Origin of the sequence: Leptotrichia sp. oral taxon 417 (assembly GCF_013394865.1) — a bacterium.
GTDB lineage: Bacteria > Fusobacteriota > Fusobacteriia > Fusobacteriales > Leptotrichiaceae > Leptotrichia > Leptotrichia wadei_A.
In genome coordinates this window covers 419,007-444,407 of sequence record NZ_JABXYV010000001.1, presented here as the reverse complement: position 1 = coordinate 444,407, position 25,401 = coordinate 419,007, and the positions used below count along the sequence as shown (strand labels likewise).

At 29.5% G+C, this 25,401-nt stretch carries 23 protein-coding genes; 10 read left to right on the top strand and 13 right to left on the bottom strand.

What is annotated here, in order from left to right:
* Nucleotide 1: 1 nt before the first annotated feature.
* The 8 genes from HW276_RS02130 to asnA all read left to right on the top strand — a co-directional run bounded on the left by HW276_RS02130 (nt 2) and on the right by asnA (nt 6,658).
* Complete coding sequence (locus HW276_RS02130) at nt 2-334, top strand: ImmA/IrrE family metallo-endopeptidase (RefSeq protein ID WP_178937223.1); 333 nt, start codon at nt 2-4, stop codon at nt 332-334.
* A 104-nt stretch (nt 335-438) separates the two neighbouring features.
* Nucleotides 439-1,152, top strand: a complete 714-nt coding sequence (locus HW276_RS02125) for a hypothetical protein (RefSeq protein WP_178937222.1) — start codon at nt 439-441, stop codon at nt 1,150-1,152.
* Between the two features lie 18 nt (nt 1,153-1,170).
* A complete protein-coding gene (locus HW276_RS02120) occupies nt 1,171-1,818 on the top strand; it encodes a hypothetical protein (protein ID WP_178937221.1) in 648 nt (215 codons plus the stop codon).
* An 80-nt stretch (nt 1,819-1,898) separates the two neighbouring features.
* Nucleotides 1,899-2,345: a hypothetical protein gene (locus HW276_RS02115; protein ID WP_178937220.1), complete on the top strand. Its 447-nt coding sequence runs from the start codon at nt 1,899-1,901 to the stop codon at nt 2,343-2,345.
* Between the two features lie 239 nt (nt 2,346-2,584).
* Nucleotides 2,585-2,959 (top strand): hypothetical protein, encoded by a 375-nt coding sequence (locus tag HW276_RS02110; protein WP_178937219.1) that lies wholly within the window; start codon nt 2,585-2,587, stop codon nt 2,957-2,959.
* A 216-nt stretch (nt 2,960-3,175) separates the two neighbouring features.
* Nucleotides 3,176-4,108, top strand: coding sequence for an Abi family protein (locus tag HW276_RS02105; RefSeq protein ID WP_178937218.1), 933 nt, complete (start codon nt 3,176-3,178; stop codon nt 4,106-4,108).
* 110 nt (nt 4,109-4,218) lie between these two features.
* Complete coding sequence (locus HW276_RS02100; RefSeq protein WP_178937217.1) at nt 4,219-5,244, top strand: site-specific integrase; 1,026 nt, start codon at nt 4,219-4,221, stop codon at nt 5,242-5,244.
* Nucleotides 5,245-5,641: 397 nt separating this feature from the next.
* On the top strand, nt 5,642-6,658 hold the full coding sequence (gene asnA / locus HW276_RS02095) for an aspartate--ammonia ligase (RefSeq protein ID WP_178937216.1): 1,017 nt from the start codon (nt 5,642-5,644) through the stop codon (nt 6,656-6,658).
* A gap of 436 nt (nt 6,659-7,094) precedes the next feature.
* Here the strand turns inward: asnA and HW276_RS02090 are convergent, their stop codons facing one another.
* Together HW276_RS02090 and HW276_RS02085 are read right to left on the bottom strand one after the other, a co-directional pair.
* Nucleotides 7,095-8,276, bottom strand: a complete 1,182-nt coding sequence (locus HW276_RS02090; RefSeq protein WP_178937215.1) for a dicarboxylate/amino acid:cation symporter — start codon at nt 8,274-8,276, stop codon at nt 7,095-7,097.
* 273 nt (nt 8,277-8,549) lie between these two features.
* On the bottom strand, nt 8,550-9,008 hold the full coding sequence (locus HW276_RS02085) for a DIP1984 family protein (protein WP_178937214.1): 459 nt from the start codon (nt 9,006-9,008) through the stop codon (nt 8,550-8,552).
* Nucleotides 9,009-9,258: 250 nt separating this feature from the next.
* Here HW276_RS02085 and HW276_RS02080 point away from each other — a divergent pair, with 250 nt between their 5' ends.
* Complete coding sequence (locus HW276_RS02080; protein WP_178937213.1) at nt 9,259-10,419, top strand: CapA family protein; 1,161 nt, start codon at nt 9,259-9,261, stop codon at nt 10,417-10,419.
* A gap of 159 nt (nt 10,420-10,578) precedes the next feature.
* Here HW276_RS02080 and HW276_RS02075 read toward each other — a convergent pair whose 3' ends face one another.
* The 8 genes from HW276_RS02075 to HW276_RS11925 form a co-directional block, all read right to left on the bottom strand.
* Complete coding sequence (locus tag HW276_RS02075; protein WP_178937212.1) at nt 10,579-11,835, bottom strand: efflux RND transporter periplasmic adaptor subunit; 1,257 nt, start codon at nt 11,833-11,835, stop codon at nt 10,579-10,581.
* Between the two features lie 15 nt (nt 11,836-11,850).
* Nucleotides 11,851-14,481 carry a molecular chaperone gene (locus tag HW276_RS02070; protein ID WP_178937211.1) on the bottom strand — a complete coding sequence of 877 codons (2,631 nt, stop codon included), beginning with the start codon at nt 14,479-14,481 and terminating at the stop codon, nt 11,851-11,853.
* A 201-nt stretch (nt 14,482-14,682) separates the two neighbouring features.
* Nucleotides 14,683-15,597 (bottom strand): serine/threonine-protein kinase, encoded by a 915-nt coding sequence (locus HW276_RS02065; RefSeq protein WP_178937210.1) that lies wholly within the window; start codon nt 15,595-15,597, stop codon nt 14,683-14,685.
* Between the two features lie 14 nt (nt 15,598-15,611).
* Nucleotides 15,612-17,012: a hypothetical protein gene (locus HW276_RS02060; protein ID WP_178937209.1), complete on the bottom strand. Its 1,401-nt coding sequence runs from the start codon at nt 17,010-17,012 to the stop codon at nt 15,612-15,614.
* Nucleotides 17,013-17,112: 100 nt separating this feature from the next.
* Nucleotides 17,113-19,515 carry a protein phosphatase 2C domain-containing protein gene (locus HW276_RS02055; RefSeq protein WP_178937208.1) on the bottom strand — a complete coding sequence of 801 codons (2,403 nt, stop codon included), beginning with the start codon at nt 19,513-19,515 and terminating at the stop codon, nt 17,113-17,115.
* A gap of 30 nt (nt 19,516-19,545) precedes the next feature.
* Nucleotides 19,546-20,202, bottom strand: a complete 657-nt coding sequence (locus HW276_RS02050; RefSeq protein ID WP_178937207.1) for an FHA domain-containing protein — start codon at nt 20,200-20,202, stop codon at nt 19,546-19,548.
* Nucleotides 20,203-20,351: 149 nt separating this feature from the next.
* Nucleotides 20,352-21,170: an FHA domain-containing protein gene (locus tag HW276_RS02045; protein ID WP_178937206.1), complete on the bottom strand. Its 819-nt coding sequence runs from the start codon at nt 21,168-21,170 to the stop codon at nt 20,352-20,354.
* Nucleotides 21,171-21,318: 148 nt separating this feature from the next.
* A complete protein-coding gene (locus tag HW276_RS11925) occupies nt 21,319-21,768 on the bottom strand; it encodes a DnaJ domain-containing protein (RefSeq protein WP_178937205.1) in 450 nt (149 codons plus the stop codon).
* 231 nt (nt 21,769-21,999) lie between these two features.
* On the opposite strand from HW276_RS11925, the gene HW276_RS02035 reads away from it, so the two are divergent.
* Nucleotides 22,000-22,227, top strand: coding sequence for a hypothetical protein (locus HW276_RS02035; protein WP_178937204.1), 228 nt, complete (start codon nt 22,000-22,002; stop codon nt 22,225-22,227).
* A gap of 165 nt (nt 22,228-22,392) precedes the next feature.
* Here HW276_RS02035 and ruvA read toward each other — a convergent pair whose 3' ends face one another.
* From ruvA to HW276_RS02020, 3 genes are all read right to left on the bottom strand, one after another.
* Nucleotides 22,393-23,034, bottom strand: a complete 642-nt coding sequence (gene ruvA / locus HW276_RS02030; RefSeq protein ID WP_147002985.1) for a Holliday junction branch migration protein RuvA — start codon at nt 23,032-23,034, stop codon at nt 22,393-22,395.
* An 84-nt stretch (nt 23,035-23,118) separates the two neighbouring features.
* A complete protein-coding gene (gene murI / locus HW276_RS02025; protein ID WP_147002984.1) occupies nt 23,119-23,904 on the bottom strand; it encodes a glutamate racemase in 786 nt (261 codons plus the stop codon).
* A 71-nt stretch (nt 23,905-23,975) separates the two neighbouring features.
* Nucleotides 23,976-25,304 (bottom strand): D-alanyl-D-alanine carboxypeptidase family protein, encoded by a 1,329-nt coding sequence (locus tag HW276_RS02020; RefSeq protein WP_178937203.1) that lies wholly within the window; start codon nt 25,302-25,304, stop codon nt 23,976-23,978.
* Nucleotides 25,305-25,401: the final 97 nt, after the last annotated feature.

The window sequence follows — 25,401 nt, the reverse complement described above, 5'->3', positions numbered from 1 at the left end:
TATGCATAAAACAAATTTTAAAAAGTTGGCAAAAACTCTAATTAAAAAATATGGAACTGATAATCCTTTTAAAATTGCAGAACATCAAGGAATAAAAATTATCTATTCCGATTTTTCATCTTGGCTAGGTTTATACACTTGTATTGGAAATGAAAAAACAATTTTCATCAACATCAAACTTCCCTACTTATCCAAACGAATAGTATGTAGCCACGAACTAGGACACGGACAGCAATCATTCAATGAAGCTGTATCTATATTTATGAAAATGAAAAACTTCTTTCCAGAACAAGCCAAATTGAACATGAAGCAAACGAATTTGCTGCAACTTTAATATTTAACAACAAGGATATTTACAATTACGATTTAACGGAGTTAGATAGAAAATTATTGAAAAAATTAGAAAAATATTTATAGATAGAATGGAGAATAATTTTTATGGAAGAAAACAAAGAAATAGTTTTAGTATTTTATGTAAAAGGCTCTGGAAAAAAACCTTATAGAGTCGCTTTTTGGAAAGAAGAAAACTCTAGGGATATACACAGTGGTTGTGGTTGTCCTGCAGGTAGAAGAATGCAATATTGCAAACATAGATTTCAGTTAATCGAAGGTGATTTAACTAATTTAGATGATTCAACTGAAAATGCAAAAGAAAAATTAGAAGTCTTGTATAACTGGCTTGAAGATAGTGATATTGGAGATTTTTTTGAAGATTTTATCAAAGCTAAAATAGGAGAAAAAGTAAGTAAAATAATAAATGGTATGAAATTTTATTACTCCGAAAATTTAGGAACTAGAGAAAATCAATGGGGATTTGATGAACCATACTACGAATATCGAGATTTTACAGATGATGAATTAACCGAAAAATTTGGAATTCTACATAATGAATTATCTGAAGAAGAATTTCTAAATATCATCGAATCCAATGTAATTGTAGTTGGAAACAATAATAATAACTATATTTTTGATGAAAATAGAAAATATTATGGCACATTTAACGGAAACCGACGAAAATTTAAAGGATACGGATTAATAAAATTAAAAGATAACAGATATACAAAATCTCAATATTTAATTGAAAGCCTTAAATATTATAAAACTGTTAATATGAAAAATATGAATGAAAAAATGAAAGAAATTATGAAATAATAAAGGAAAAATATTTTTATGAAAAAATTATTATTGTTTTTATGTTTAGGAGTTTTAATTGTATCATGTGGAGATGAAGAAAGCAAAGAAACATCACCAGAACGTAAAGTTGATAAACAAGTCGAAAAAACAAATGAAGAAGCACCAAAAAAACAAGGTTTTGAACCTAGAATTATAAAAAATCAGGAAACTGGAGAATACATTATACAAGTTTATGTCCCAGAAACAGCCACTCACGATGAAATTTATAAAACTATAATGGATATTCAACTAAAAAAAAGAAAAAATTTTTTAAATGATAATATTATTATAGTTGCCTACAGCGATGAAGATTTTATAAATAAACGTCTTATAGGAACTCACGCTCAATGGAAAATGGAAAAAGGTGCAACCAAATATATGAAAATCTTACAAAGAACTGAACAATTAACTCCTGAAAATAAAAAAGATTTTCTAGAATATTTACAAATTATTGAAGCACTACAAGATTCTGGAGACGACTTAAAAAAAGCTAAAAAAGAAGCTGAACCTCTTATGAAAGCAAAACATCCTGAAAATTATAAAGATATAATACAAAAAGCAGAAAAATATCTTTACGGAATAGAAAATGAAAAAACTGAGGAAGAAAAATTAATGGAGAGTGCAGAAAATCCTAAATCTCAATAGTAATTCTTAATTATACAGAGATGATATAGCTTTGAAAATTGAAAAAAAGAAATAGTAATAGTAAAGGAATGATATATAAAATGGAAAAAATAAAAATATATTATTTTGAAAATAAAGATAATCTAAATAGTGCTGATGGATTAGATTTTAATCAAAATATAGATGATTGTATAAACTATATACTAACCATTTTAAAAAAAGATTTTAATTTTACAGTTTTTACAAAACAAATGATTTATATAACTAGAATTAAAGAACTTATTGGATCAAAAAATGTAAATAGTTTTATTAAAGATAAAGAATTTACTTTTCCAAATAATGTAACAATGTATCGTATCTTAAAAAATGATACTTTAAACCATTCTGTTGATGTCGTATTTTTATACATAACAGCTCCAGATGATATACATAAAATTATCAATAAAGCAAGAAAAAATTTTATTTATATCTATGCACCTTACACTTATAAAGAATTAAATGAAATGAAAAATAATACAAAATACGAACTTATAAAATTAAAAATATAAAAATGAAATAAAAAACTTTTTCATAAATTAAGTTTGAAAAACTATTTTGAAATTTAATTCACAGAAAGGGGAAATAACTTTTGAAAAAAATCTTACTTTTTATACTTTTATCTTGTTTGAGCTTTTCAAATACTTGCAACTGGGTAAGTGAACCCAATCAAACTTTAAAGAAGTACATCGGCATAATTAAAAAGCATAACCTTACCAGTAAAGTCTACTGTGATAACAACGACACTCTAATGGCTTACTGGCGAAGTAACGATGAAAATGATATTGACATAGGATTAATGCTTAATGACATTAATGCTAAATCACTGAGTTTAGATGAAGCAGTCAATGCATTTAACACATTTGTAAAGAAAATTGGAATGTTCGATGAAGTGAAATTAAGCCAAAGAAAAGGGGATTTAATTCCAGAAAATGTAAATATAAGACTTTATATGTATAATCCTGATTATGGGGATACTTACATGCTTTACAAAATTGTCTACAACTTTACCAATGATACAACCTCATATTATTACAATGAGAAGTACTTCAGTCATTACACAGGATTTATTGAAGAAGTCAGAAAAATGGAAAATCTTTATCCTACTAATGATACGATTTATTAAGATTAAAAATACAAAACTATAAAAAGTTGTGTAAAAAAATGAAAAAAATTACAAAACTATTATATAGGAGAGTGTAAAAAAAATGAAAATTTAAAATAATACTTGACAATTTATAAATTATAAAGTACAATAAAGTATATCAATACCTTTGCAGTACTTTAAATAGTACAGGGTTCCGGCCTACGCAAAGGTTTTTTTTTTTAAGGAGAAAAAAGAATGAGCAATACCTATAATGGAAAACATCTAACTTTTAAAGAGCAGGTAGAACTGTTTGAAAAACGAGGAATGAAATTTAGAGAAGGAAAAGAAAAGGCTGAATACAAACTTAAGTTTATAAATTATTATAAAATCAAAGAGTTTTCCCTTCCATTTATGGATGAAAATGAAAATTACAAAGATGATGTGTATTTTGAGGACATCATTCACCGTTTTTATTGGGATAAAAATTTAAGATTATATTTCCTAAGAATTACTGAGAAAATTGAAATATCTTTAAAAACGAATATATCCTACATCTTAGGGCGTGATTTTGGAGCTTTCGGATATTTGGATTTTAAAAAATGGACTGACAAAAACAGATACTGCCAGTATTATATTTCTCACAAAGAAAAAGAATTTAAAAGGAAATTTGCCCTTTTAGGATATGAAACAAAAAGTAAAATTATAACAAAATATAAAAAGAATTATCCCAACGAACTTCCTATATGGCTAGTCATTGATTTACTTACTTTAGGTGATGTTGTTGATTTGTATACATTATTAAATCAAAAATACAGAAGAGAAATAGCAACTATACATGGAGTAGACTTAGATCAGTTTGAAAGCTGGATAAAAAATATACGTCTCACTAGAAATTTATCTGCTCATAATTCTAATATCATAGATGTTGAATTTACTACAAAGCCAAAAATTAAAATTCCTGAAATGTTAAGCAAATTACATATATATGATTTAAAAAATAAAACAACGACTAACAAAATTGCATTAACTGTTGTTGTAATGGAATATTTAGTTTTTAAAATTAATGCAGATTTTCCTGGTGGTGGAATAAAAAAAGGATTAAAACAGTTATGTCCAAATAAAACAGATGAAGAAGCACAAAAACTAGGATTTAAAGATTTTGTAACTATTGAAAAACTTAAGATATAAAAATAACCCCTACGGCAATAGGGGCTAAGTAATGTGATATACTCACAAACACCAATAGAAGTATATCACACAACCTTTTAAAATTCAATACTAAGGAGTGTGATTTTTTTATGAAAAATCCAAATGGATATGGATCCGTTATAAAACTAGGTGGAAAAAGAAGAAAGCCTTTTGGTGCCAGAATTACAATTGGCTATAACGATAAAGGAAAACAAATTTTTAAATATATAGGATATTTTGAAAACAGGAAAGCGGCTATGCAGGCCCTTGCTGAATACAACATCAACCCATACGATGTCCATTTAGCCGACATAACGTTGAAAGAGGTAATGGATATGTGCATGAAGAAAAAAGAAAACCGAATAGAAGCAGGAACTATGAAGACATACAGAACATACTATAACTATTTGGAACCTTTACACAATAAGAAGATAAGCAGTATTAAAGCGGTGGAGCTTCAAAACTTTATTGACAGCCTTTCCTTAGCAACCGGAACTCTTAAACGTGTAAGATCCTATATAAACATGATTTTTGAGCAGGCTATGGAAATGGATATAATAAGCAAGGACTACAGCAAATTTATTAAACTTCCTAAGCATAAGGCTAAAATAGTTAGGAAGATATTTACTGAAGAAGAAATATCGCTGCTCTGGGATAACATTAAGGAACTAAGATATACGGATGTCATACTTATATTAATTTACACCGGCATGAGGGTAAATGAACTTCTGAAACTTCCAAAGTCAAATGTGGATTTGACAAAAAACATAATTACTGGAGGAAGCAAGACCGAAGCAGGAAAAAACCGTATAATTCCGATACACCCAAAAATACTTCCACTTGTAATTAAACGGATGGAAAACAAAACAGAATATCTCATTCCTAACAAAACGGGAAAAAATTATTATGTATACAACAATTTCCGGAAAAATGAATTTGAAATGATAATGTCCAAATTAGGAATGGAGCACACTATACACGATACCAGACACACCTTTGCTACAATGATAACCGATGTGTCAAATAATGAGAGTGCCATAACTGGAATGATTGGGCACACCAACATAAGCATGACTAAGAGATATACACATACTAATATTGAAAAGATGAGAAAAGAATTGGAAAAAATAAATTAAATTAAATTGCTGGGAATTATCCCGGCTTTTTTTTAACTTTTCTTGTATATTACCTGTATACTACTGTTAAAAAATTATACATTTTTGTACATAATTTTATAAAATGACAAATATACATATCTACGGGATTCCCATATTTTAAAGAGCTTCTAGGTCTCGGAAAAAACTTTAATAAAATACACATCTCTTATAATCATTACAATATATATTTATAACTAATTCAAATATTAATACTAAAAAACAATATTTTATACTAAATCCCATTTAAAAAAATAGAAAAAAGGATTATTTCTTTAAAAAATAACTTAAACAGGCTCAATTTAAAAAAATTTGACAATAGATAATAATTTTGATAACATCTATAGGTAGAATAAAAATTGAGAAAGAAGGAGAGTATATGTCAAAAACTATAATTCCAAAAAATTATGATCCAAAATATGGAATCATGGAAACAGAAATTGCAATAAAAGCTGCAAAAGACTGTTTTGAGAGAGAACTTGCAAAAGCATTAGACTTAACAAGAATTTCAGCACCTATGTTTGTTAGAAAGTCTGTTGGGATTAATGATAATTTGAATGGCGTTGAACGTCCTGTGGCTTTTGAAATGAAGGAAATGCCAGATGTAACATTGGAAATTGTACATTCACTTGCAAAATGGAAAAGAATCGCATTGAAGCAATATGGCGTTGAAGAAGGAAAAGGTATTTATACAGATATGAATGCCATCAGAAGAGATGAAGATTTAGATAATATGCATTCAATTTACGTTGACCAATGGGACTGGGAAAAAGTTATTTCAAAAGAAGATAGAAATATTGACTTTTTAAAAGCAACTGTAAAAAAAATATATCAAGCCTTTTTAAATACAGAAAAAGAATTGACTGAAAAATTTGAAAAATTTGAAAAATTCTTGCCAAAAGAAGTTACTTTTATTACTTCTCAAGAATTAGAAGATTTATATCCTGAATTAACTCCAAATGAAAGAGAAGACAAATTTGCAAAAGAACACAAGGCAATCTTCATTATGCAAATCGGAAAAGTGTTAAATTCTGGAAAAAGACACGATGGACGTGCCCCAGATTACGATGACTGGGAACTAAACGGAGATCTAATTATGTGGAATCCAGTTTTAGATAGATCATTAGAATTATCTTCAATGGGAATCCGTGTTGACAAAGCCGCATTAGAACATCAATTAAAAGAATTAAACCTGGAAGAAAGAAAAAATCTTAATTTCCACAAAATGCTTCTAAACGATGAATTACCATTAACAATCGGTGGAGGAATCGGACAATCAAGAATCTGCATGTTTTTATTGCAAAAAGCCCACATTGGAGAAGTTCAAGCTTCTGTATGGACACCGGAAATAGTAAAAACATGTAAGGAAAATGGAATTAACCTTTTATGGTACTAATATAAAAAACAAAAAAATAACATAATAAAAAGTGAAAAACTAAAATTAATTAGTAATTCACTTTTTTTATTATTTCCTGCTATTCCTCATTAAAATTTATTATATTTATAATTTTTATGGAAAAACCTGCAGGTTATAATTTCCTGCAGATCTTGGAGGCAAAAAATGGCAATTTGTCATCTATTTGTTAAAGATTATATACAAAATTATAACCATAACAACGAAAGTAACAACATCACCATTCATCATTACTATTCACCTCCCTCCATTTCAAGGTTGGGTAGCGAACCCAGAAATATTATAACATAAAAAAATACCCCCTTCAACTAAGAAGAAGATATTTTTTCCGCTATTTTTTACCTTAAAATGGAGTATATCCATTACCTTTATAGGTTAATTATAGCATAAATTTTCTACTTTTTCAATCATACTAATTTTATTTTTTTATAAATTTATGATAAATCCAATCAACTATAATGGCAATCGCATTATCTCCAGAAACATTAGCCGCTGTTCCAAAACTATCCTGTGTTATGTAAAGTGCGATTAAGAGTGAAGCCATTGGGCTGCTTGAGGCAATTCCAACCATTCCTAAAAATGGAAGTGCAGACATTATTGCTCCTCCAGGCGCTCCAGGCGCAGCTACCATTGCTACTCCAAGTACCATTATAAACGGAAAAATTGTTGAAATTCCGTAGGACATGCTGTGCATCATAAGTACAGTAACAACACAGCTTGTAATTGTAATAATACTTCCAGCCAAATGAATTGTGGCACATAAAGGAACTACAAATTCACGGATTTCAGGCGATGTTCCATTTCTTTTGGCACATTCAATATTTATTGGGATTGTAGCGGCTGAAGATTGTGTCCCAAGAGCTGTAAAATATCCAGGAATCTGATTTTTCATACAGACAAATGGATTTTTTCCTGAAAGCCCGCCAGCAAATATGAATAAACCTGCAGTATATAAAATATGCAAAATTATTACACAAATAAATACCTTTAAAAATATTGAAAGCGTTGCAAAAATTTGTCCACTGTAAGTCATATTCATAAATGTTCCAAAAATATAGACAGGAAGCAACGGAATAATTGATGTGCTTAACAATTTTGAAATTATCTTTGAAAATTCTCGAAAAAGGTTATATGTAGTTTGCCCTTCTCCATTATTTCTAAGCCAGCTAATCGAAAGTCCCATTATGAATGCAAAAATAATCGCTGAAGTTACATCAAACATTGGTGCAACTGGAATGTCAAAATAAGTTGTCAAAAGATTCTTTTCAGGATGTTCCACCGTTGTAAACGAAGCAAAGTTAAGAATTTTTGGAAAAATACTAATTGCCATAAGATACGAAAGCGTACCTGCAACAATTGTAGAAAGATAAGCCAGTAAAGTCGTAATTCCAAGTAATTTTCCCGCTCCATGACGTAAATCTGAAATTCCAGTTACAACAAATCCAATAATCATAAATGGAATAATAAACGACAAATATTTACTAAACAACGATGAAAACGTGACAAAAATCCTTATAATCGGACTTGGCAAAACTAATCCAAGTAAAATACCAAGCACAATCGAAATAATCAAACGTGGCACAAGCCCTATTTTTTTCATAAAATTTTTTCTCTCCTTATAAATTTCTACATAGCAAAACCATTCCCGCAACCCAGCCTCAATATTATTAATTAACATATGGTAGTAACAATTACAATAATTCGTACAGATGTAACAATACTGGGATTAATCATAACTTTTGTAACTTCCCCGCATTACTCATTCTTGTAGGATATTTTTCCCCTAATATCCAAAGGTTTATGTTCACCTTAAAAATATCTACACCAAAAATCTTTTTATTTTTATAAATTACAATATTAAATACACTATTTTTTATTCTTCAACTAAGTCAATAGTCCAGTTTGCCTGTTGCAATTTTGTATCAGTTTCACGAATTTCTTTAGACAATTTATCCAGCTTTTTCTGCTGTTCAGGCACATTAACCGTACTGAAAACCTTTATTTCCGCTGTAGAATACAAATCCACCTTTTGGCTTGCAATTTCAATAAATTCACGCAAAATTCCTGCTTTTTGTGAAAGCGTATCTTTTTTTGCAATTAACTCCACCAATGAAATTCCATCAATTTTTGAAAGTGTATTTGTTCTATTTATTTTTACTATTAAATCATTTAACTGCGAAATCAAATTTTCTAATTCAGTTAATAAAAGTTCAGGATTTTCAGCAGGTTCTTCATTTTCCTGAACTTTGGCATTATTATTAAGTCTTGTTTTCAGCTGTGCAATTCTCTTTTGAATATCAGCACGTAAAATAAGAGCTTCAGCAATTTTCATTTATTTATCCTCCAATTTTTTGTTTTTACATATTTAAAGTATAATAGAAAAAACAGAAAATGTAAAGAATATTTTTCTCTTCTAAAATTATTTTTTTATGAATCATATTGCTTTTTACAGTAAATATATGTAAAATATATTAATATTGCAATTTTATTTATCAGGTAACAAAAAACTTGATCCTTTGCCAAGGAATTGCTAAATTGCTTATTTGTAATGACTACTAATAAACTATGAAAGGATTTAATAAATGAAAAAAAATATACTGTTAATTTTATTTGCTATTTTGGCTTTTGCACTTGCATTAATTATTACAAGCCCTTTTTTCAAAAACTTTAGAAACAGATTTATTAATGCCGAAAAAATATTAGGAATCAAAAAAAATATTTCTAAAAATAATGGAAATGATAAAACAAATGAAAAATCAGAATTTACAATAATTGGAGTTGGAGATATAATGCTTGGCTCAAATTATCCATCTGATTTACTTCCAAAAAATGATGAAAATATTTTGAAAAATACTCAAGATGTGCTTCAAAATGCAGATATTACTGTGGGAAATCTGGAAGGAACGTTATTTGATAATGGCGGTACTCCGAAAAGCTGTGATAATCCAAATGTATGTTATGCTTTTCGCATGCCATCAAAATATGGAAAATATTTAAAGCAAGCTGGATTTGATTATTTGAGTGTTGCTAATAATCATAGCAATGATTTTGGAGAAACTGGAATTAGGGAAACTATTAAAAATCTTGATAATTTAAATATAAAATATTCTGGAATTAAAGATATTGCTGAAAGTTCAATTTTAGAAAAAGATGGTAAAAAATTTGGATTTATTTCCTTTGCTCCAAATTCAGCCACTGTAAAATTGAATGACTACAATTATGCAAGAAAACTTATTTCTGAATTAAAATCGAAAGTTGATATTGTAATTGTCATGTTTCACGGCGGTGCTGAAGGTGCTGGAGCAGAACATATTACTCGAAATCACGAAATTTTTCATGGGGAAGATCGGGGAAATGTCTATGAATTTGCCCATTTTGTGATAGATAATGGAGCAGATATTGTTTTTGGACAAGGACCGCACGTTACAAGAGCAGTTGAACTTTACAAAAATAAATTTATTTCCTACAGTGGAGGAAATTTTGCAACTTTTGGAAAGATAAATATTTCAGGCTCTATGGGCCTTGCTCCAATTTTTAAAATTAAAATAGACAGCAACGGGAATTTTATCTCTGGAGAGATTATCCCTGTAAGACAAACTTACGGAAGTTTAGGCCCTTTCATAGACTCAGAAAAATTAGTCATCAAAAAAATAATTTCCTTAAATAAATCTGATTTTCCAAACGGAAATGGACTTTCTATAACTGATGATGGAAAAATGACCAAAATTGACAATTCAAATTAAAAAACTTTATTTTATTTATTTACTGACAAGGGGTTTTTACCCCTTGTGAAAAATCTTTTATTTTTACTAAATACCATTTGAATAATGAATACGTTATAAATCTTTTTAGTAGATTAAACCTAATATTTACTTTCAAATAATTTAAAAAATTTCAATCTATTATTTTTTCTTCAATCTAATAATCTCCCTCTCATTTTCATCCATTTTATTTCCTATTTTTTCATTTTCATTCTCTAATTTTTCTATTCTTTTTTTCTTTTCAATTTCTTCATCTTGAATATTTCTTCTTTCCACAATTACATTATTTGTAATTTTATCATCAGGATTTTCCACAATTTCCATCCCTTCCTCAATATTCATCCCAAAAATCTCAATCTTTTCTCCATTATCCATCCCAACAAAAACTTCCCTTTCCCTAACCAAATTATTTTTATCAATCAAATAAATATAACTTTTCTGATTTTTAAAAATAATCGCTTTTTTAGAAACAGTTAAAACATTCTCTTTCTTTCTATAAATAACACGAATATCCACCTGCTCATTTAAAAATAAATCCTTAAAGGAAATCGGCAAAAACTCAAGCACATTCATATTTACAACTTTATTAATCTTAAATAATTCCGCTTCAATAACTTTTCTTTCAGAAAATAAATCTAAATTCCCTTTATTATCTCTATTTTGAAAACCTTCTTTGCCTTTATCATTTTTAATTTCAACTAATTCCTCAAGCGTTTTCTCTTCCCCAGCTTTTTTATTTTTTCTCCTAAAAAGGCTTACTTCAGCCATATTTCCAATACTCAAATTTTTAATTTTTTCATCTGTCATACTTTCACTTATTATTTTCAGATCATTCTTTTTCGCCAAAACAACTACAGGCTCATTTTTATTTACAATTCCACCTTTTACAGCATTAATTTTTACAATATATCCATCAAACGGACTTCTCACAGTTCTCTGAACTAACACAGCATTTTTCATTTCATCTTTTACTTCCAGCTCCAACCCATTTATTTCTCCTTTTACTTCTTGAATTTTCTGATTCACATCTGCTCCTAATTTCTGCTGTTTTTCAAGATTTCTCAACTGTACATTTTTTACAGCCAGCAATGCTCTTTTTTCACTAATATCACTTTTCTGATAGTCACTAAATTTTACTATTATATCGCCCTTTTTCACAAAATCTCCAGCTTTAAAATAAACATTGTCAACTGATAAATTTACATCTAATCCAATTTTAGCAACATTATTTGCAACAACAGTTCCTTTCATATCTACAAAAAGTTCAAGGTTTTCACGTTTTACTTTACTGACAATATATTTTTTATTAATTTTAGGTGTACAAAATTTTATCATAAAAAGAATAATAAAAATAAAAATCGTTGGCATTAACCAAATTAGTTCATCTTTTTTTTTCAATATTTTTCCCCTTTTTTAGTGATTTCCATCAAAATAAGAATTTTCACTTAAATTATCTTCATAAGGAAAATACTGTTTACGTCCAAGATAAAGCTGATCTGACTTTCTTTGGATTGGCACGACAAAAAATCCCCAGTTATTTAAATCAGTGTAAACGAAAAATCTAACTGTATCATTTTGAATTGTATCAGTATCATTTTGAGAAATAATATTTACAAATTCTGGCAAGATTTCCTGTGCATCCATTTCCTCATAGTCATCCTCATTTTTGTAGATCATCTCTTTTTTAAGTTCCCCTTCAGCATTATAAACATAAATTTTCAACTCTTCCGCTGAACTTTTCTTGTCAATTTGCCCAATCAGAATATCAGCCTTCCGTGAAGTCTGAATCATTTCAATCTTTTCCCCATCATATTTTTCCACCCACACAGAATACGGCACAAGTGGCACTTCATTCACAATTTCCACATCTATATGCCCAAACCGCTTATAATCCAAATATTTTATAGCACCATCCAGACAGTTCAACTTCAGCTCATAATCATCACGATGGCTAAGTTCCTTATATTCTATCATTTTTCCAGGCACAAATTCCTTCAGAACTTCCTGAAATGTACTAATTTTAGTCGATTGTCCGCTCAATTTTATAAGCGAATACTCAAAAAGCAGCCCTTCCTTGTAATAAGTGTTCAAAAATTTTCTAAGCATTCCGTAAATATCGGCTTTTACAATTTTTTCTATTTCCTTTATTGTAAAAATATGTCTTGGATAATCTGTTACTGTGTTAAATATTTCATTTTCATAAGTGTGAATTTTCCAGCTTTTTAACTGCGTTATATGAATGTCATTCCTTTTTTCATAATTTCTAGGTGCATCAAAACGTGTCCGCAGTCTTCCATCAGATGTAAAAAATTCTTTTTTTAAATTTTCAGCAGCTTCCCAAAGCATATAAAAATTATTTCGTATTTTTTGATATTCTTCGCTCATTTTATTTTCAAATTGTGAATATTTTGTCGGTATTATTTTCTCATATTTTTCATATTCCAAATTCATATTTTCAAAAATTTTATCAACACCGCTGTCATCAATCACTTTATAAATCATATCATTATCATATTTTATCAAATCATTAACAGAAACAGTCCTATTCTCAGAATACTTTGCTCCCAGCACAATCTTCAAAAACTGCATAATCCTATAAGTCAAGTCATTTCCCCCAAAATTTTCATCTCCATTTTCAAAACTTGTCCTTATATCCAGATAATATGAAATCCTGTCCTTATTAATCACATATTTACAAGCTGCCAAATCAGTAGTTCCACCACCACAATCAATAATTAAAGCACTATATTCTTCATTTTCCTTATATCTCCCCTTCCTTATCTGTATCTCAATAGTATTATAAAGCACAGCAATAGCTTCATCCATAGCATTTTCACGAATAATTTCATATTCATAATTTTTTTCATAAGAACTTTTATTAAAGTTATTTTCAACCATAAAAATTTCCTGAAACATTGTCAAAAACTGCTCTTTCAATTTTACAGGGCTGGAAGCATGAATTTTTTTAAATTTACATTTAAACATATATTCTGCACGATTTACAACATATTTCAAATAAGCCTTTATTATTTCCTTTCTTTTTACATACAAAATATTCCCAAACTCATCATTAATTTTTTCCATCTTATTATGCTCATGCACCCACCTTTTCAAACTATAAAAAATCGATCCATTAACAATATAATCATTTTTTTCCAATTTTCTTACCACATCATATCCAAACGAATACTTAATATTATTACTATCGCTACAATCTTCAACATAAACCAATGTTGGAAAAATCTCACGGTAATGCCTTTCCCCATCATCAAATTTCACATAGTTTATCGCATCAATGACAACATTCCCATTCAAAATATCATTAGTCGGCAAATCCTTCACATAATTTCTATCCAGATATGCTCCCAGAGCTGTATTTACAGTCCCAAAATCAATACAAAGCGGAGTATTCGTAGTTTCCAGATTTTTTACAACAAAATTTTCAATTTCAACTTTATAATAATCCATCTGATACGGATAAAGCGGATATGGCTCATCTTCCTTCCAATTATAAAATTCATGAATAAATTTTAAGTCATTTTCTTTAAAAAATAAAAACGAAAACTTATTATTTCTCAATGTCTCAACTCTAAAAAATTCTTTTTTACTAATCAAAAAATATTTATTCCTGCTCTTCAAATCCTTTTCCAGCTGAAAAATTCCACAAAGATAATTATTTGCATTTATAAGAAAGAGATTTGCACTGCTCACATTTTCAGGAATCTCAATCTTATAATTGTCCTCCCTCATCAAATCAAGCTCCTTATACAAAATAATTTTGTGCGGTACTCGTATTTTATTCTCATGATGAATCCTCTCCCCAAGTTTACTGTCAAAAAGCAGTTGAACATTTACAAGCCCATTTTTTTTATACTTGTCAATACAATAATTAGCCTTCACTCCCCGATATTTCATCAAAAGTGTAATAAGCTCCTCTCTCGCAGGCGTTTCCAAATGCACATCCACCAGCTTTTCCTCAATCGCAATCTGATACATCTCATAATAGGATTTTCTCCGCAATTCTTCCTCATAAAACAATTTCATCTCTATATTTTCCCCTTTATTTATTGAATTTGTAAAAATCTAAACTTTTTATATAATTCTAACAAAAAATCTCTATGCCGATAAATTCATACATTTACATAAAATTATATACTTTTTTATACGAACTATATTCTCATACTAAATCTAATTTAAAAAACAGAAGATATATTTTATTTATTGTAAGGGTGATAATCCCCTTCGCTAAATAAAATTTAATAATTCTAACTTTTCAATCATTTCCCTGACACTTCCAAATCTTTTTTTCCTTTCAAATTCCAATCCTTTTTTTATTATTTTTTCCACTTCCTTAAACTTCCCAATTTTCTCAAACCCTAAAATCACTTCTCTTGCAAATTCCAATTCTGGCTTATAAAACCTCTTAACTGCCCCACCAATTTTCTTCCCACAAAGCATAAAATACAAAAGTGCCGAAAGCGAATAAACATCAGCTCTTTCATCAATCTGAACCTTTTCTGAATAAACTTCAATCGGCGAATACCCTTCTGAAACCTCAATAAAATCAACCTTTTCCCCTTTTCTCAAACTTGATCCAAAGTCAATAATTCTAATATTCCCCCTAATATCAACCAAAATATTTGATGGCTTTAAATCACAATGAATAATCCCCTTTTTATGGATTTTACAAACAGCCCTTGCAACTTTAAGAAATATTTTCAAAATATAATTTATATTTATTTTTTCATCTTGAACTTTATTTTCCAAAATATACTCTTTCAAAGTAATCCCAAAATATTCCATAACAATATAATTTGTTCCATTTTCACTAAAAAAATCCAGAATTTTAATAACACCATTTTTAATAAGATTATTTTGAAATTTTCCCCTATTTCCCTTAGACTTCTTTCTAAATTTCTCCAAAATACATTTTTCCTTCCAAAAACATCTCTTTAATCTCTCAAAATCTTTCCTATATTTTTCCGTAAAAACTTCCTTCCCATCTCTCATAACAATTTTTCCAGGATAACACTCCTTAATAACAACTTTTTCCCCTAAATTATTTTCAGCCAAATAAATATTAGAAAAATCACTCTTAGCCATATAACTCACAATCTTATATTTCCCATTCAACATCGTTCCCTTTAATAAAAAATCCATCTCACTTTTCCCTTTTATATTTTCTTCAAATTATTTCCATTCCTATCACGCCCCAAAATTTTCCAGTTCCTCTCAATTTCCTTATCAAGTTGTGAAAGTTTGTTATTTTTTAAATTTTGATCTTTTTTAAAACTTTTATTATTTACGTTAAAATTTTTTTTATTTTGATTTTTTTCATTTCCAGCAACTTTTTCCCATCTTTTCTGACTTTTTTCCTTCTCACCCATTTTCACTTTGCTTACTTTATTTTTTTTAATTTTTCTTTTTCCATCATTTTCTTCAATATTTTGAACTACTTCTAAATTTCCCGCATTTTTATTTTTCCGCTCCACACTTTTAATTCCATCTCCTGCTTTTTTCTCTCCTTCATCTCCATCTTTTTCCTCAGCACTCTCAACATTTTCCAGCCCAATTTTATCTTTTCTCATTATTTTATTTTTTTCAATTTCCATCTTTTCAATCAAATTATTTTCCATCAATTTCGCCTTTTCCCCAATTTTTCCAGCTACCACACTTTCCAAATTTTTTTCCTTCCTAATTTTCAGATTCCCCCTTTGAATATTTTTCCCCACAGAAATAAACAAAAATAAAAATATTATCATTAAAAACGTATACTTTACAGCTATTTCCCTTTTCTTATTTTCTCTGTCAACTTCCCTTTCCAATTCTTCATCACTATCTTCCATTTCAATATTTTCCACAAAAATCGACAAAAATGGTATGACTTTTTTTAATTTCACTTCAGCAGCCTTTATTTTCCTGCTTAAATTTTTCTCAATATTCTCCTTACTTTTCAAATCAACAAAAACTTCCTCAATCTCATTCTCATCAACATTTTTCCAAAATTCAGGACTTCCAGCCAGCAAATAATCATTTTTCTGTAACTTTACTCTCTTAATTTCCTCTCCACATATTTTTTCCACAATCCTATTTTCCCGATACAAAGCAAGCTCTGTTTTCCCCATATTTCCCGCAATCATGTCATCTTTGTCAATAATAACAACAATTTGCGAATAAAAATTTTTAGAATCAAAATCTTTTTCATTATTTTTTTCAACTTTAAAAAACTTACTTTTCTCAAAAATTACTTTATCTTTAGAAGATTGAATAATTTTTTTCATATTTTCCGTTGAAAAACCGCCATTTTCCAAATATTTTTCAATAACTTTATGAACTCCAGCCTTTGCCAAATTCTTCCTTTTTACATTCTTTTTATTTTTTTTACTCTCAATACCGCTACTTCCTATTTTTCCCTCAATTTCCACATTTTCTCGTCTCTGAATTTTTTCCTCAAAATTAGCAATGCACCAGATTCCCCTGTTCCCATTCGGAATATATGCCGAATACGTATTTTTTTCAGCAATTTGTGCATATTCCTTAAAAAAGAAAGTTTTTAATTTTATGCTTTTTACCATTTTCCCCTCCTATCCTGTATCATTTTCCATTTAAATAGTGAACTGTCATAATTTTTTTAACTAATACTATTGTTATTCAACTTTTAATCTTAGCTTTCTCCTAAAAAATCTTCCAGAACTGCCACCATTTCTTATTTGCTTTTTTCACAGCCCTTTTCAGTTCTTTCCCTATTTTTTCCAATTCATCTTGCTTTATTCCAACTTTTTCCAGCTTTTCCTTTGCCTGCGTAAGCTTTTCCATAGCATCCTGCCATTTTTTATTTTTAAGATCCTCTTCTCCCTTTTTCTTCAGCAAATATCCTTCACTTTTTTCGATTTTTTTATTTAAACCTTCAATCTTAGCCGCTTGATTCCCAAAATTTCCATCAGCATTTACTTCTTCCAAAATTTTCTTCGTTTCCTCATATTTTGAAATACTTTCCTCAAATTTTTCATCTAATACCAGCTGATCCGCCTGCATTTCCAGATTTGAGGCATTTTCCATTTTTCTTGATATTTCTTCCCGCTTTTGCCTCTCTATCTCCATTTGTTCCTGCTGTGTTTTTATTTCTGCTTCTCTTGCCTGTAATTGCTGCTGCAGCTGAATTTCCTGATGTCTTAGCCTTTCTGAATATTCTATTTCCTGTGATTTTAATTTTTCTGAATATTCCAGTTCCTTTTCCTTCAGTTTTTCAGCATTCTGGCTTTCAAATTTAATAAATTCCTGTGCCTGGCTTATATATTTCCCAACAGCATTTACATTATTTGTATCTTTCATTTTTTGATAAATATTTTTAGCCTGTGTCAAAATTCCTATTGCCTGTGCTGGATTATTAGCCGTAATTTGCGAAAGCCCCTCTTGAACAAGATTATTAGCAGTTTGTAAATCAGCATTCTGCTGAGAATTAAGTTCCTGTATCTTATTGTCAATCTCTCCTACTTTCACAGTATCTCCAAGTATCTGGTACATCTGCCGTGCCTGATAATATGCCTCCCTAGAAGAATTAATGTTGCTCTGTGCCAATGAATCCCCTTTATTTTCCGCAAGCATTGCCCCATTATATGCCATTTTTTCCTTATCCGCTATTTCCTCTATCTTTTTCTCAATTTGTGAAACATAATCCGCCTTTCCATTTGCCAAATACATATCTGCAGCATTTTTATAACTGACTTTCGCCAAATTGTAACTTCCTTCATTAACCGCATTATCCCCAGCCATTTCCAAAGCCTTCGCCTCCTTCAGCTTCACACCCGAATTAATCCGTGAATCCAATGTTGCCAAAATTTCTTCCGTATTCAGCTCATCACGTTTATAAGTATTGTCATTCAGATTATATTTAGCCTGCTGATACTTCTCATTTGCCTCATCATAATTTCCATTGTTAAACAGATCATTTCCTTCATTAATATCTGAAAATGCCTCCTTAATCTTTTCAGTTTCTCCAATTTTTTTATTTATTTCATCAATCTTTTTATTCGCATCATTCCTTTTTTTCTCTGCATTTGTAAAAAATCCAATCACGCCTCTGCTTTTTGGCTTTAATTTCTCATATTCCCCAATTTCCAATTTTAAATTATCAATTGAATTATTAAAATTCTTTTTCAAAATTTCCTCATCCGCCAGCTTTTCATACTGTGTCGCCGCCTGTAAAATCCCATTTCGCCTTTTCACATTCCAAATTACAATAAATAAAATAATCACAACAACAATCATTATTATCAAAATTATTTTTTTTATCAATTTGCTTCTATCCTTTTCCATCGGCTCTGGACTTGCCACCGCCTGCACTTCCACCTGTGCAATCGTATAATTTTCAATATTGTCCCTAAGCGAAGCGAGTATTCTCTTTTCCAATGAATTCAGCCATTGCTTTTTATCCTCAAATCTAGACAAATCATTTTCCATATCATGTTCATCAATATTTTCCCAAAATCCCACGGTTGTCAAGCAAAAAATATCTTTTTCCATAAGCTCTACAGGGCTTTTTATAATATTCGGCTTAATTTTTCCAAAATCCCCAATTGCCTGCAGTAAATCATTTCTCTGCCTATGAAATTTCATATCCGATACATTTAACGCTTCTTCATCCACCAAAAGCTGCGCTATCGTATCATCTTTACTTTGAGAAACAATATATCCGCCTCTAATATGATAAAATCTAGTATTTCCAATATTTCCATATAAAATTGAATTATAATTGCTTATAACGATTAAAAGAGAAGTGTGCATAAGAGAATATTTTTTAGCTTCTTCCTGTTTTTCCTTAACCTTCAAATTGGCATAATCCATCATTTCCTTAATAACGTCATAATTAAATCGTGGACGTAGCATAAAATATTCAATTACAGATTCTACAGCAATCCTTGCCGCAACTTTTGCCCCATCTTCCTCATCAAATCCATCAGCTACAGCCCAAATCGCATAATTATCCAGCAAAATATATCCAAAATAATCACTATTTTCAGCCTTCGTTCCAGCCTCGCTCAAAAATTCCGTAATAAATTTTGCCTCATCCTTCCTCATTTTTCCACTTCTCCCCTTAATTTCATTAACTTATAAATTTTCTTCATAATCTTCAATTTTTACTTCCAAATCCCCATTTTTACTATTTTTATTCACAAAATTCATATTTCCAGCTGTTTTTTCATCAGCCAAATTCTCATATCTTTTTCTCAAATTTTCATCCCTGGCTTTTTCCTTCTCCCAATCAAAATAATCTCCACACAAATTTACAAATACAAATTTGCTCTCCCCCATTTCCACAACCGAATAAGCCCTCAATTCCACCGTATTATAAACAGCTTCTCCATTTAAATAAATCAATCCATTGGAATCTCCAGGAGTTAGCATAAATTTCCGCTGCTTCGGATTATAACTTATCGAACAATGATTTTTCCTTGAAATCATAGTATCCCCTGAAATCTGGATGTCCATATTTTCCCCACGTCCAATAAAGTTCCGTTCACTCACAATTCTATAATCCTTCCCCTTGTCATGCCCTTCAATACACGTAAGCCATCCCACAACAGGATCCACCGTGCTGTCCTTTGACCAGTAGGCAGTAGTTCTATCCTCATCTTCCATTTGTTCAACTAAATTAATTTTATCATCTTGAACTTCTGTTTCCAATCCTTCCGATTTACAGTAGGGACACGAACTATATCTGGAAACATCGTATATATGCCCATTTTTACATCTATCTAATTTCATTTTAAAATAATCCTCCATTTTTTATCTTATCTATTTATGAAAACCTGCAATGCTAAACTTCATGAAAAAACATAAATTTTATTCTTACTCTCTAATAAAAATTTTAATCCCTGGCTTTTTGAAATTTCCACTTTTATTATTGCCTTTTTTTATTTTAATAATATTTTTGTAGTTGCCAAGTAAATTATATCGCCTGACTCCACTTTTACAGGTATATTTTTTTTTAATTTTATTTTCCGCTTATCCAGATTTCTTTCAATTCCGCTCCCATTTTGCGAACCCAAATCCTCATAATACCAAATCCCATTGACTCGATTTAAAATTCCATGAGCCCTGCTAACTAAATTAGAATAAATTCCATCACTTACATCAATATCAACCCTATTTCTAGGTGTCTGTTTCCCAATCAAAAGAGAAGTCGCTCTTCCAACTTTCCAAATTTTCATATCATAATCTTCAGAATCCTTCAAAAATATATGCTCAATCTGACTTTTCTCCAAATCCTCTATTTCCTTCACTTTTTCCAAAAAAACATTATGTTCCCTTTCCCTGTCATTTTTTATATTTCTAATTTCCTCTTGAACTTCCACCTTTTCAAAAAATCTTTCCACAATAAGCAAATAAAGTGTAACTCCAATATAAATAAAAATCGAAAAATAAAGACTTTTTGCAGAATATCCTGAAAAATGTACAAAAATAAATGTAAATATCAAAACCACCATTATCAAAATATTTTTCACATTAAAAAATTTATAACTTTTCTGATTTCTAGCATTTAACTTTCGTTTTTCATATTTTTTAATCCCTCTGTCAACTCCCAAACTGCTTCTTTCACTTCTACTTTTTCCACTTTCCCTCATTCGTGCAATACTTCTAAGCCTTTCCAGCCGATAAATACTGCCTCGTCCAAACGGCCGTCTAAAAATACTTCTAAAATTTGACAAAAATCTTCTAATTCCCCATAACATTTCCTTTTTTCCTTCCCTCAATTTATCTTTTTTATAGTAAAACTGCCTTAAAACTGAACTCAAAAACTATGACTATTTTACTTAAAACATAAATTTATATAATTTTTAATAATATTAAACTCAAAATTTCTTATAAAAATTTATAAAGTTACCCCAAATTATCATTATTTTTTTTCTTTACATCAAAAAACTGATCAAATCTACTTTTAATATTCTCTTTTTCCGACCTTGCCCTTTTCTCTCCCTTTTTATCCATCCTAAAACTATTTTCAAACATCCCTCTCATTTCCTTAGCACTTTTAAAAAAATCCCTTCCAAAAGTAAAGTCATTTTGAGAAAATTCATCCTTGACATTTTCCTTTCTATTCTTATTTCTTCTTTGACTCTGAACATTTTTTCTTTTACAGTCATACTCTTCCCTTTTCTTTTCATCCCCAAGAACCTCATAAGCCTCAGTTACCTCCCGAAATTTTTTAGTAGCATTTTCATCCTCCGAATTCCTGTCTGGATGATATTTCATCGCCAATTTCCTATATTTTTTCTTTATTTCTGAAATATCAGCATTTTCAGATACACCTAGCACTTCATAATAATTCATTTTTCTTCCTTTTTTATTAATTAATATTTAATATTAATTAAATAATACTATATTTTTATATTTTTGTCAATATATTTTTAATTTAATTTTAAAATAAATAATTTGAAATTTCACAAAAAAGTCATAAATTTTACATATTTTTGTCAAAATTAAATGATATTATATATTTGTTCAAGAAGAGATATGAACAAAACAAAAAAATAAAGATAAATCTGAATGGAGATGATTAATATGAATATGAAAAATACTTTTAAAAAAATGGTTGCAATTTTGGGAATTACAGGAATATCAATTGTATCTTTCGCCATGCCGCCCAAGCCCAAAAATCCAAAGCAAAAAGCGATGATCGTTCAACCAAAAAGAAAAATAACTAATAAAAAACCAGAAAAGAAACGAACTGCAAATTTTCAAGAAAAAAGAAATAATAAAAAGACTATGGTAAAAAAACATGGTAAATAATTAATAATAAATCTATTCCTTGATTTTAAGTGATAAGATTAGAAAGATTTTTTTAACAAAAAAATATGTACCTAAAAACTTAATTTTAAAGTAAAAAGTTTAAAGGTACATTTTTTATATATCATATTTATTTGTAAAACCAAAAGGACTAACATTTTTGCAAAACTATTTTTTATTTTGAATCTTTTGCAAAACTATTTTTATAGCCTCGCTAATATCCTTTAATTGAGCCAATTCACTATCTTTTATCCATTTGGAAATATCAGTATTTGTATATCCTAAAGATTCCAAGGCTAATTTTAGATCTTCCTTCATTAGTGAAATTTTAGGATCAAAGGATTCTGAAGTTATCAGTTTTCCGTTCGATAGATTGCTAGTTTCTTCAAGCATTTCCGATATATCTATTTTTTTCACTTTATCCTTCAGATCCAGTATTATTTTTTGAGCCTTTTTTATTCCAAGCCCTGGAACTCTTGTAAAAATTTTAGACTCATCTTCCGTAACAATTTCAATAATTTCCCTCATATTAAAAGTTGATAATATCGCAATCGCAAGTTTTGGCCCTACTCCGCTTATACTTATCAAAGCCTTAAAAAGTTCCCTTTCATTTTGTGTTTTAAACCCATAAAGCGAAATATCATCTTCCTTCACATTCGTAAAAATATATAATTTTTCATCATTCCCAATATTTCCTATTTTTTCAAATGTTTTCAACGATATATGAATTTTATATGCCAATCCATTTATTTCTAATGCAACATAATCTATTTTTTTTATTGCTAATTTTCCTGAAATATATTCAAACATTTACACCTTTTCTCCATTTTTTATATTCTCTATTTAATAAAAATAAGACTCGTTTATTTATTCTGACTTCTCGATAAATAACATCTATAATTTTACCAATTCAACTTTTGGAATATCTTCCTCCAAAAACATAATTCCAATTTCCTTAAATTTTTCCTGCCCATCTGTCACATAATATTTTACTTCTTCATCTTTTTTCGCATCATTTTTTAAAAATTCATTCTGCTCCAAAATTTCCTTCAAATCCAAAGCTGTTTCTTTCGCTGGATCTACAATTTTTATATCTGGATAAATTTTACTTATAGCATCTTTTAACAAAGGATAATGAGTACATCCTAATATCAAAGTATCTACTTTCCCCTTAAAATCATCAAGATACGTTTTTATTATTTGATTTACCAGCTTACCGCTTAAAATCCCCTCTTCCACCGCCGGAACAAAAAGCGGGCAAGCCTTTTGAAGCACCTCCACTTTTTTATTAAAAAGTTTTATTTCCTCTTCATATTTTCCAGACTGTATAGTCGCCTTCGTTCCAATTACACCGATTTTACCATTTTTTGTTGCTTCTATTGCCGTTCTCGCCCCAGCTTCAATTACTCCAATAATCGGAATTTTAAAAGTTTCCTTCAATTCCTTTAATGCAAGTGCAGTGGCTGTATTACAAGCTACTACAATAGCGCTCACATTTTTTTCCAGCAAAAATTCAACGATTTCCTTTGAATATCTTATAATCAGTTCTTTTGTCTTTTCACCATACGGAACTCTTGCCGTATCTCCAAGATAATATATTTTTTCATCTGGCAAAACTTTTCTAATTTCCTTTAATACAGTAAGCCCTCCAATTCCTGAATCAAATACTCCAATAGACATTTTTTTTCCTTTCCGTTATCCATTTATTTTAATAAAATAAAATTGAGCCGTTATAAAAACAGCTCTTTTTATTATTTCATAATTAACTCTCCACTATAAGTCAACGTTCCATCAGTTGCAATATAAGTTCCTACAATTTTACCCCTGCTATTTTTATTCACTCCTGAATTTAAGTTTACTGTATAAGTCAAATTTGGTCGTTGAGTTGCAGTTATTTCCACATCTTTTGTAGGATATAAATTATATTTATTTTCACCTATTTTTGCTACTGCTACTATATCATTTCTACTTATAATTTTCATTTTCCTTGCTGGATTATTATTATTTTTACCAAAAATTGAATTAAAGAACTGCTCTATTTTATTGCCCTTCTGATCAGCGTTATTTTCAGCATTACTGTTATTGTTGGACTCGTTATCATTATTGAAGCTGTCGCTATTGCTATTTTGGCTATTGTTATGATCACGTCTATTCTTACTGCTGCTATTGCTGTTATTATTGCTTCCATTATTATTGCCTGTATAAGCATAACTGTTTCCGCTATTTTTCTTTGCATATCCATCTATATAATAATCATTTATTTCTCTTGCCCCAATTGCATTTCTATCCTTCGCATGATTTGAACCTAAAATGACAGCTATCATTCTATCATCGCTCCTATTTGCCGTCAATACAATATTTGAACCTGCAGCATCGTGATAACCTGTCTTTAATCCGTCTACTCCTTGCACATTTCCCAAAAGAGTATTTGTAGAAGTCACTTTTGTATTCCCGTTGTCAATGTAATCTACTTTATTTTTTGAAAAATTTAAATAATCGCTATAATCTTTTAACGTTATTTGAGCTAATTTATACAAATCACGTGCATTTCCCTGATCCATGCAAGAACCTGTATAACTAGGCGGCAATCCGTTCGGAGAACAATATCTAAGCGAATCTAACCCATAACTTCTTGCCTTTTCATTCATTGAACGCACAAAACTCGGCACATCTCCTCCCACATATTCAGCAAGTGCATAAGCAGCGTTATTTGATGACTTTATAATTGTAGCCTTTAACAAATCCCTTACTGTATACTGTTTTCCAGCAGTCAATTTTACTCCGTAAGGAACTGAAGCCGCTTTTGATGAAACTGTTACCTTATCATCATAGGAAATTTGCCCTGATTTTATTTTATCTAATGTCAATATTGATGTCATAATTTTTGTAACTGATGCCAAAGGTCGAACTGCCAAACTGTTGTCTTCCTTTATAATATTTCCATTCACATCTCCAATTAACAATGCCTTGTAATCATGATAATTCTCGCCATCAGCAAATGAAAACGCCGACATAGCAAAAAATGCCATAGACAACACTATTTTTTTACTTTTAATGCCAATTTTTACTTTTTTTCTCATTTCCTTTTCTTTCCTCTTTTCATATCTGATAATTTTTCTAAAGAACATTATATCATAATTTTTTTATAACATCAAACTTATTTTTCAATTTATTTTG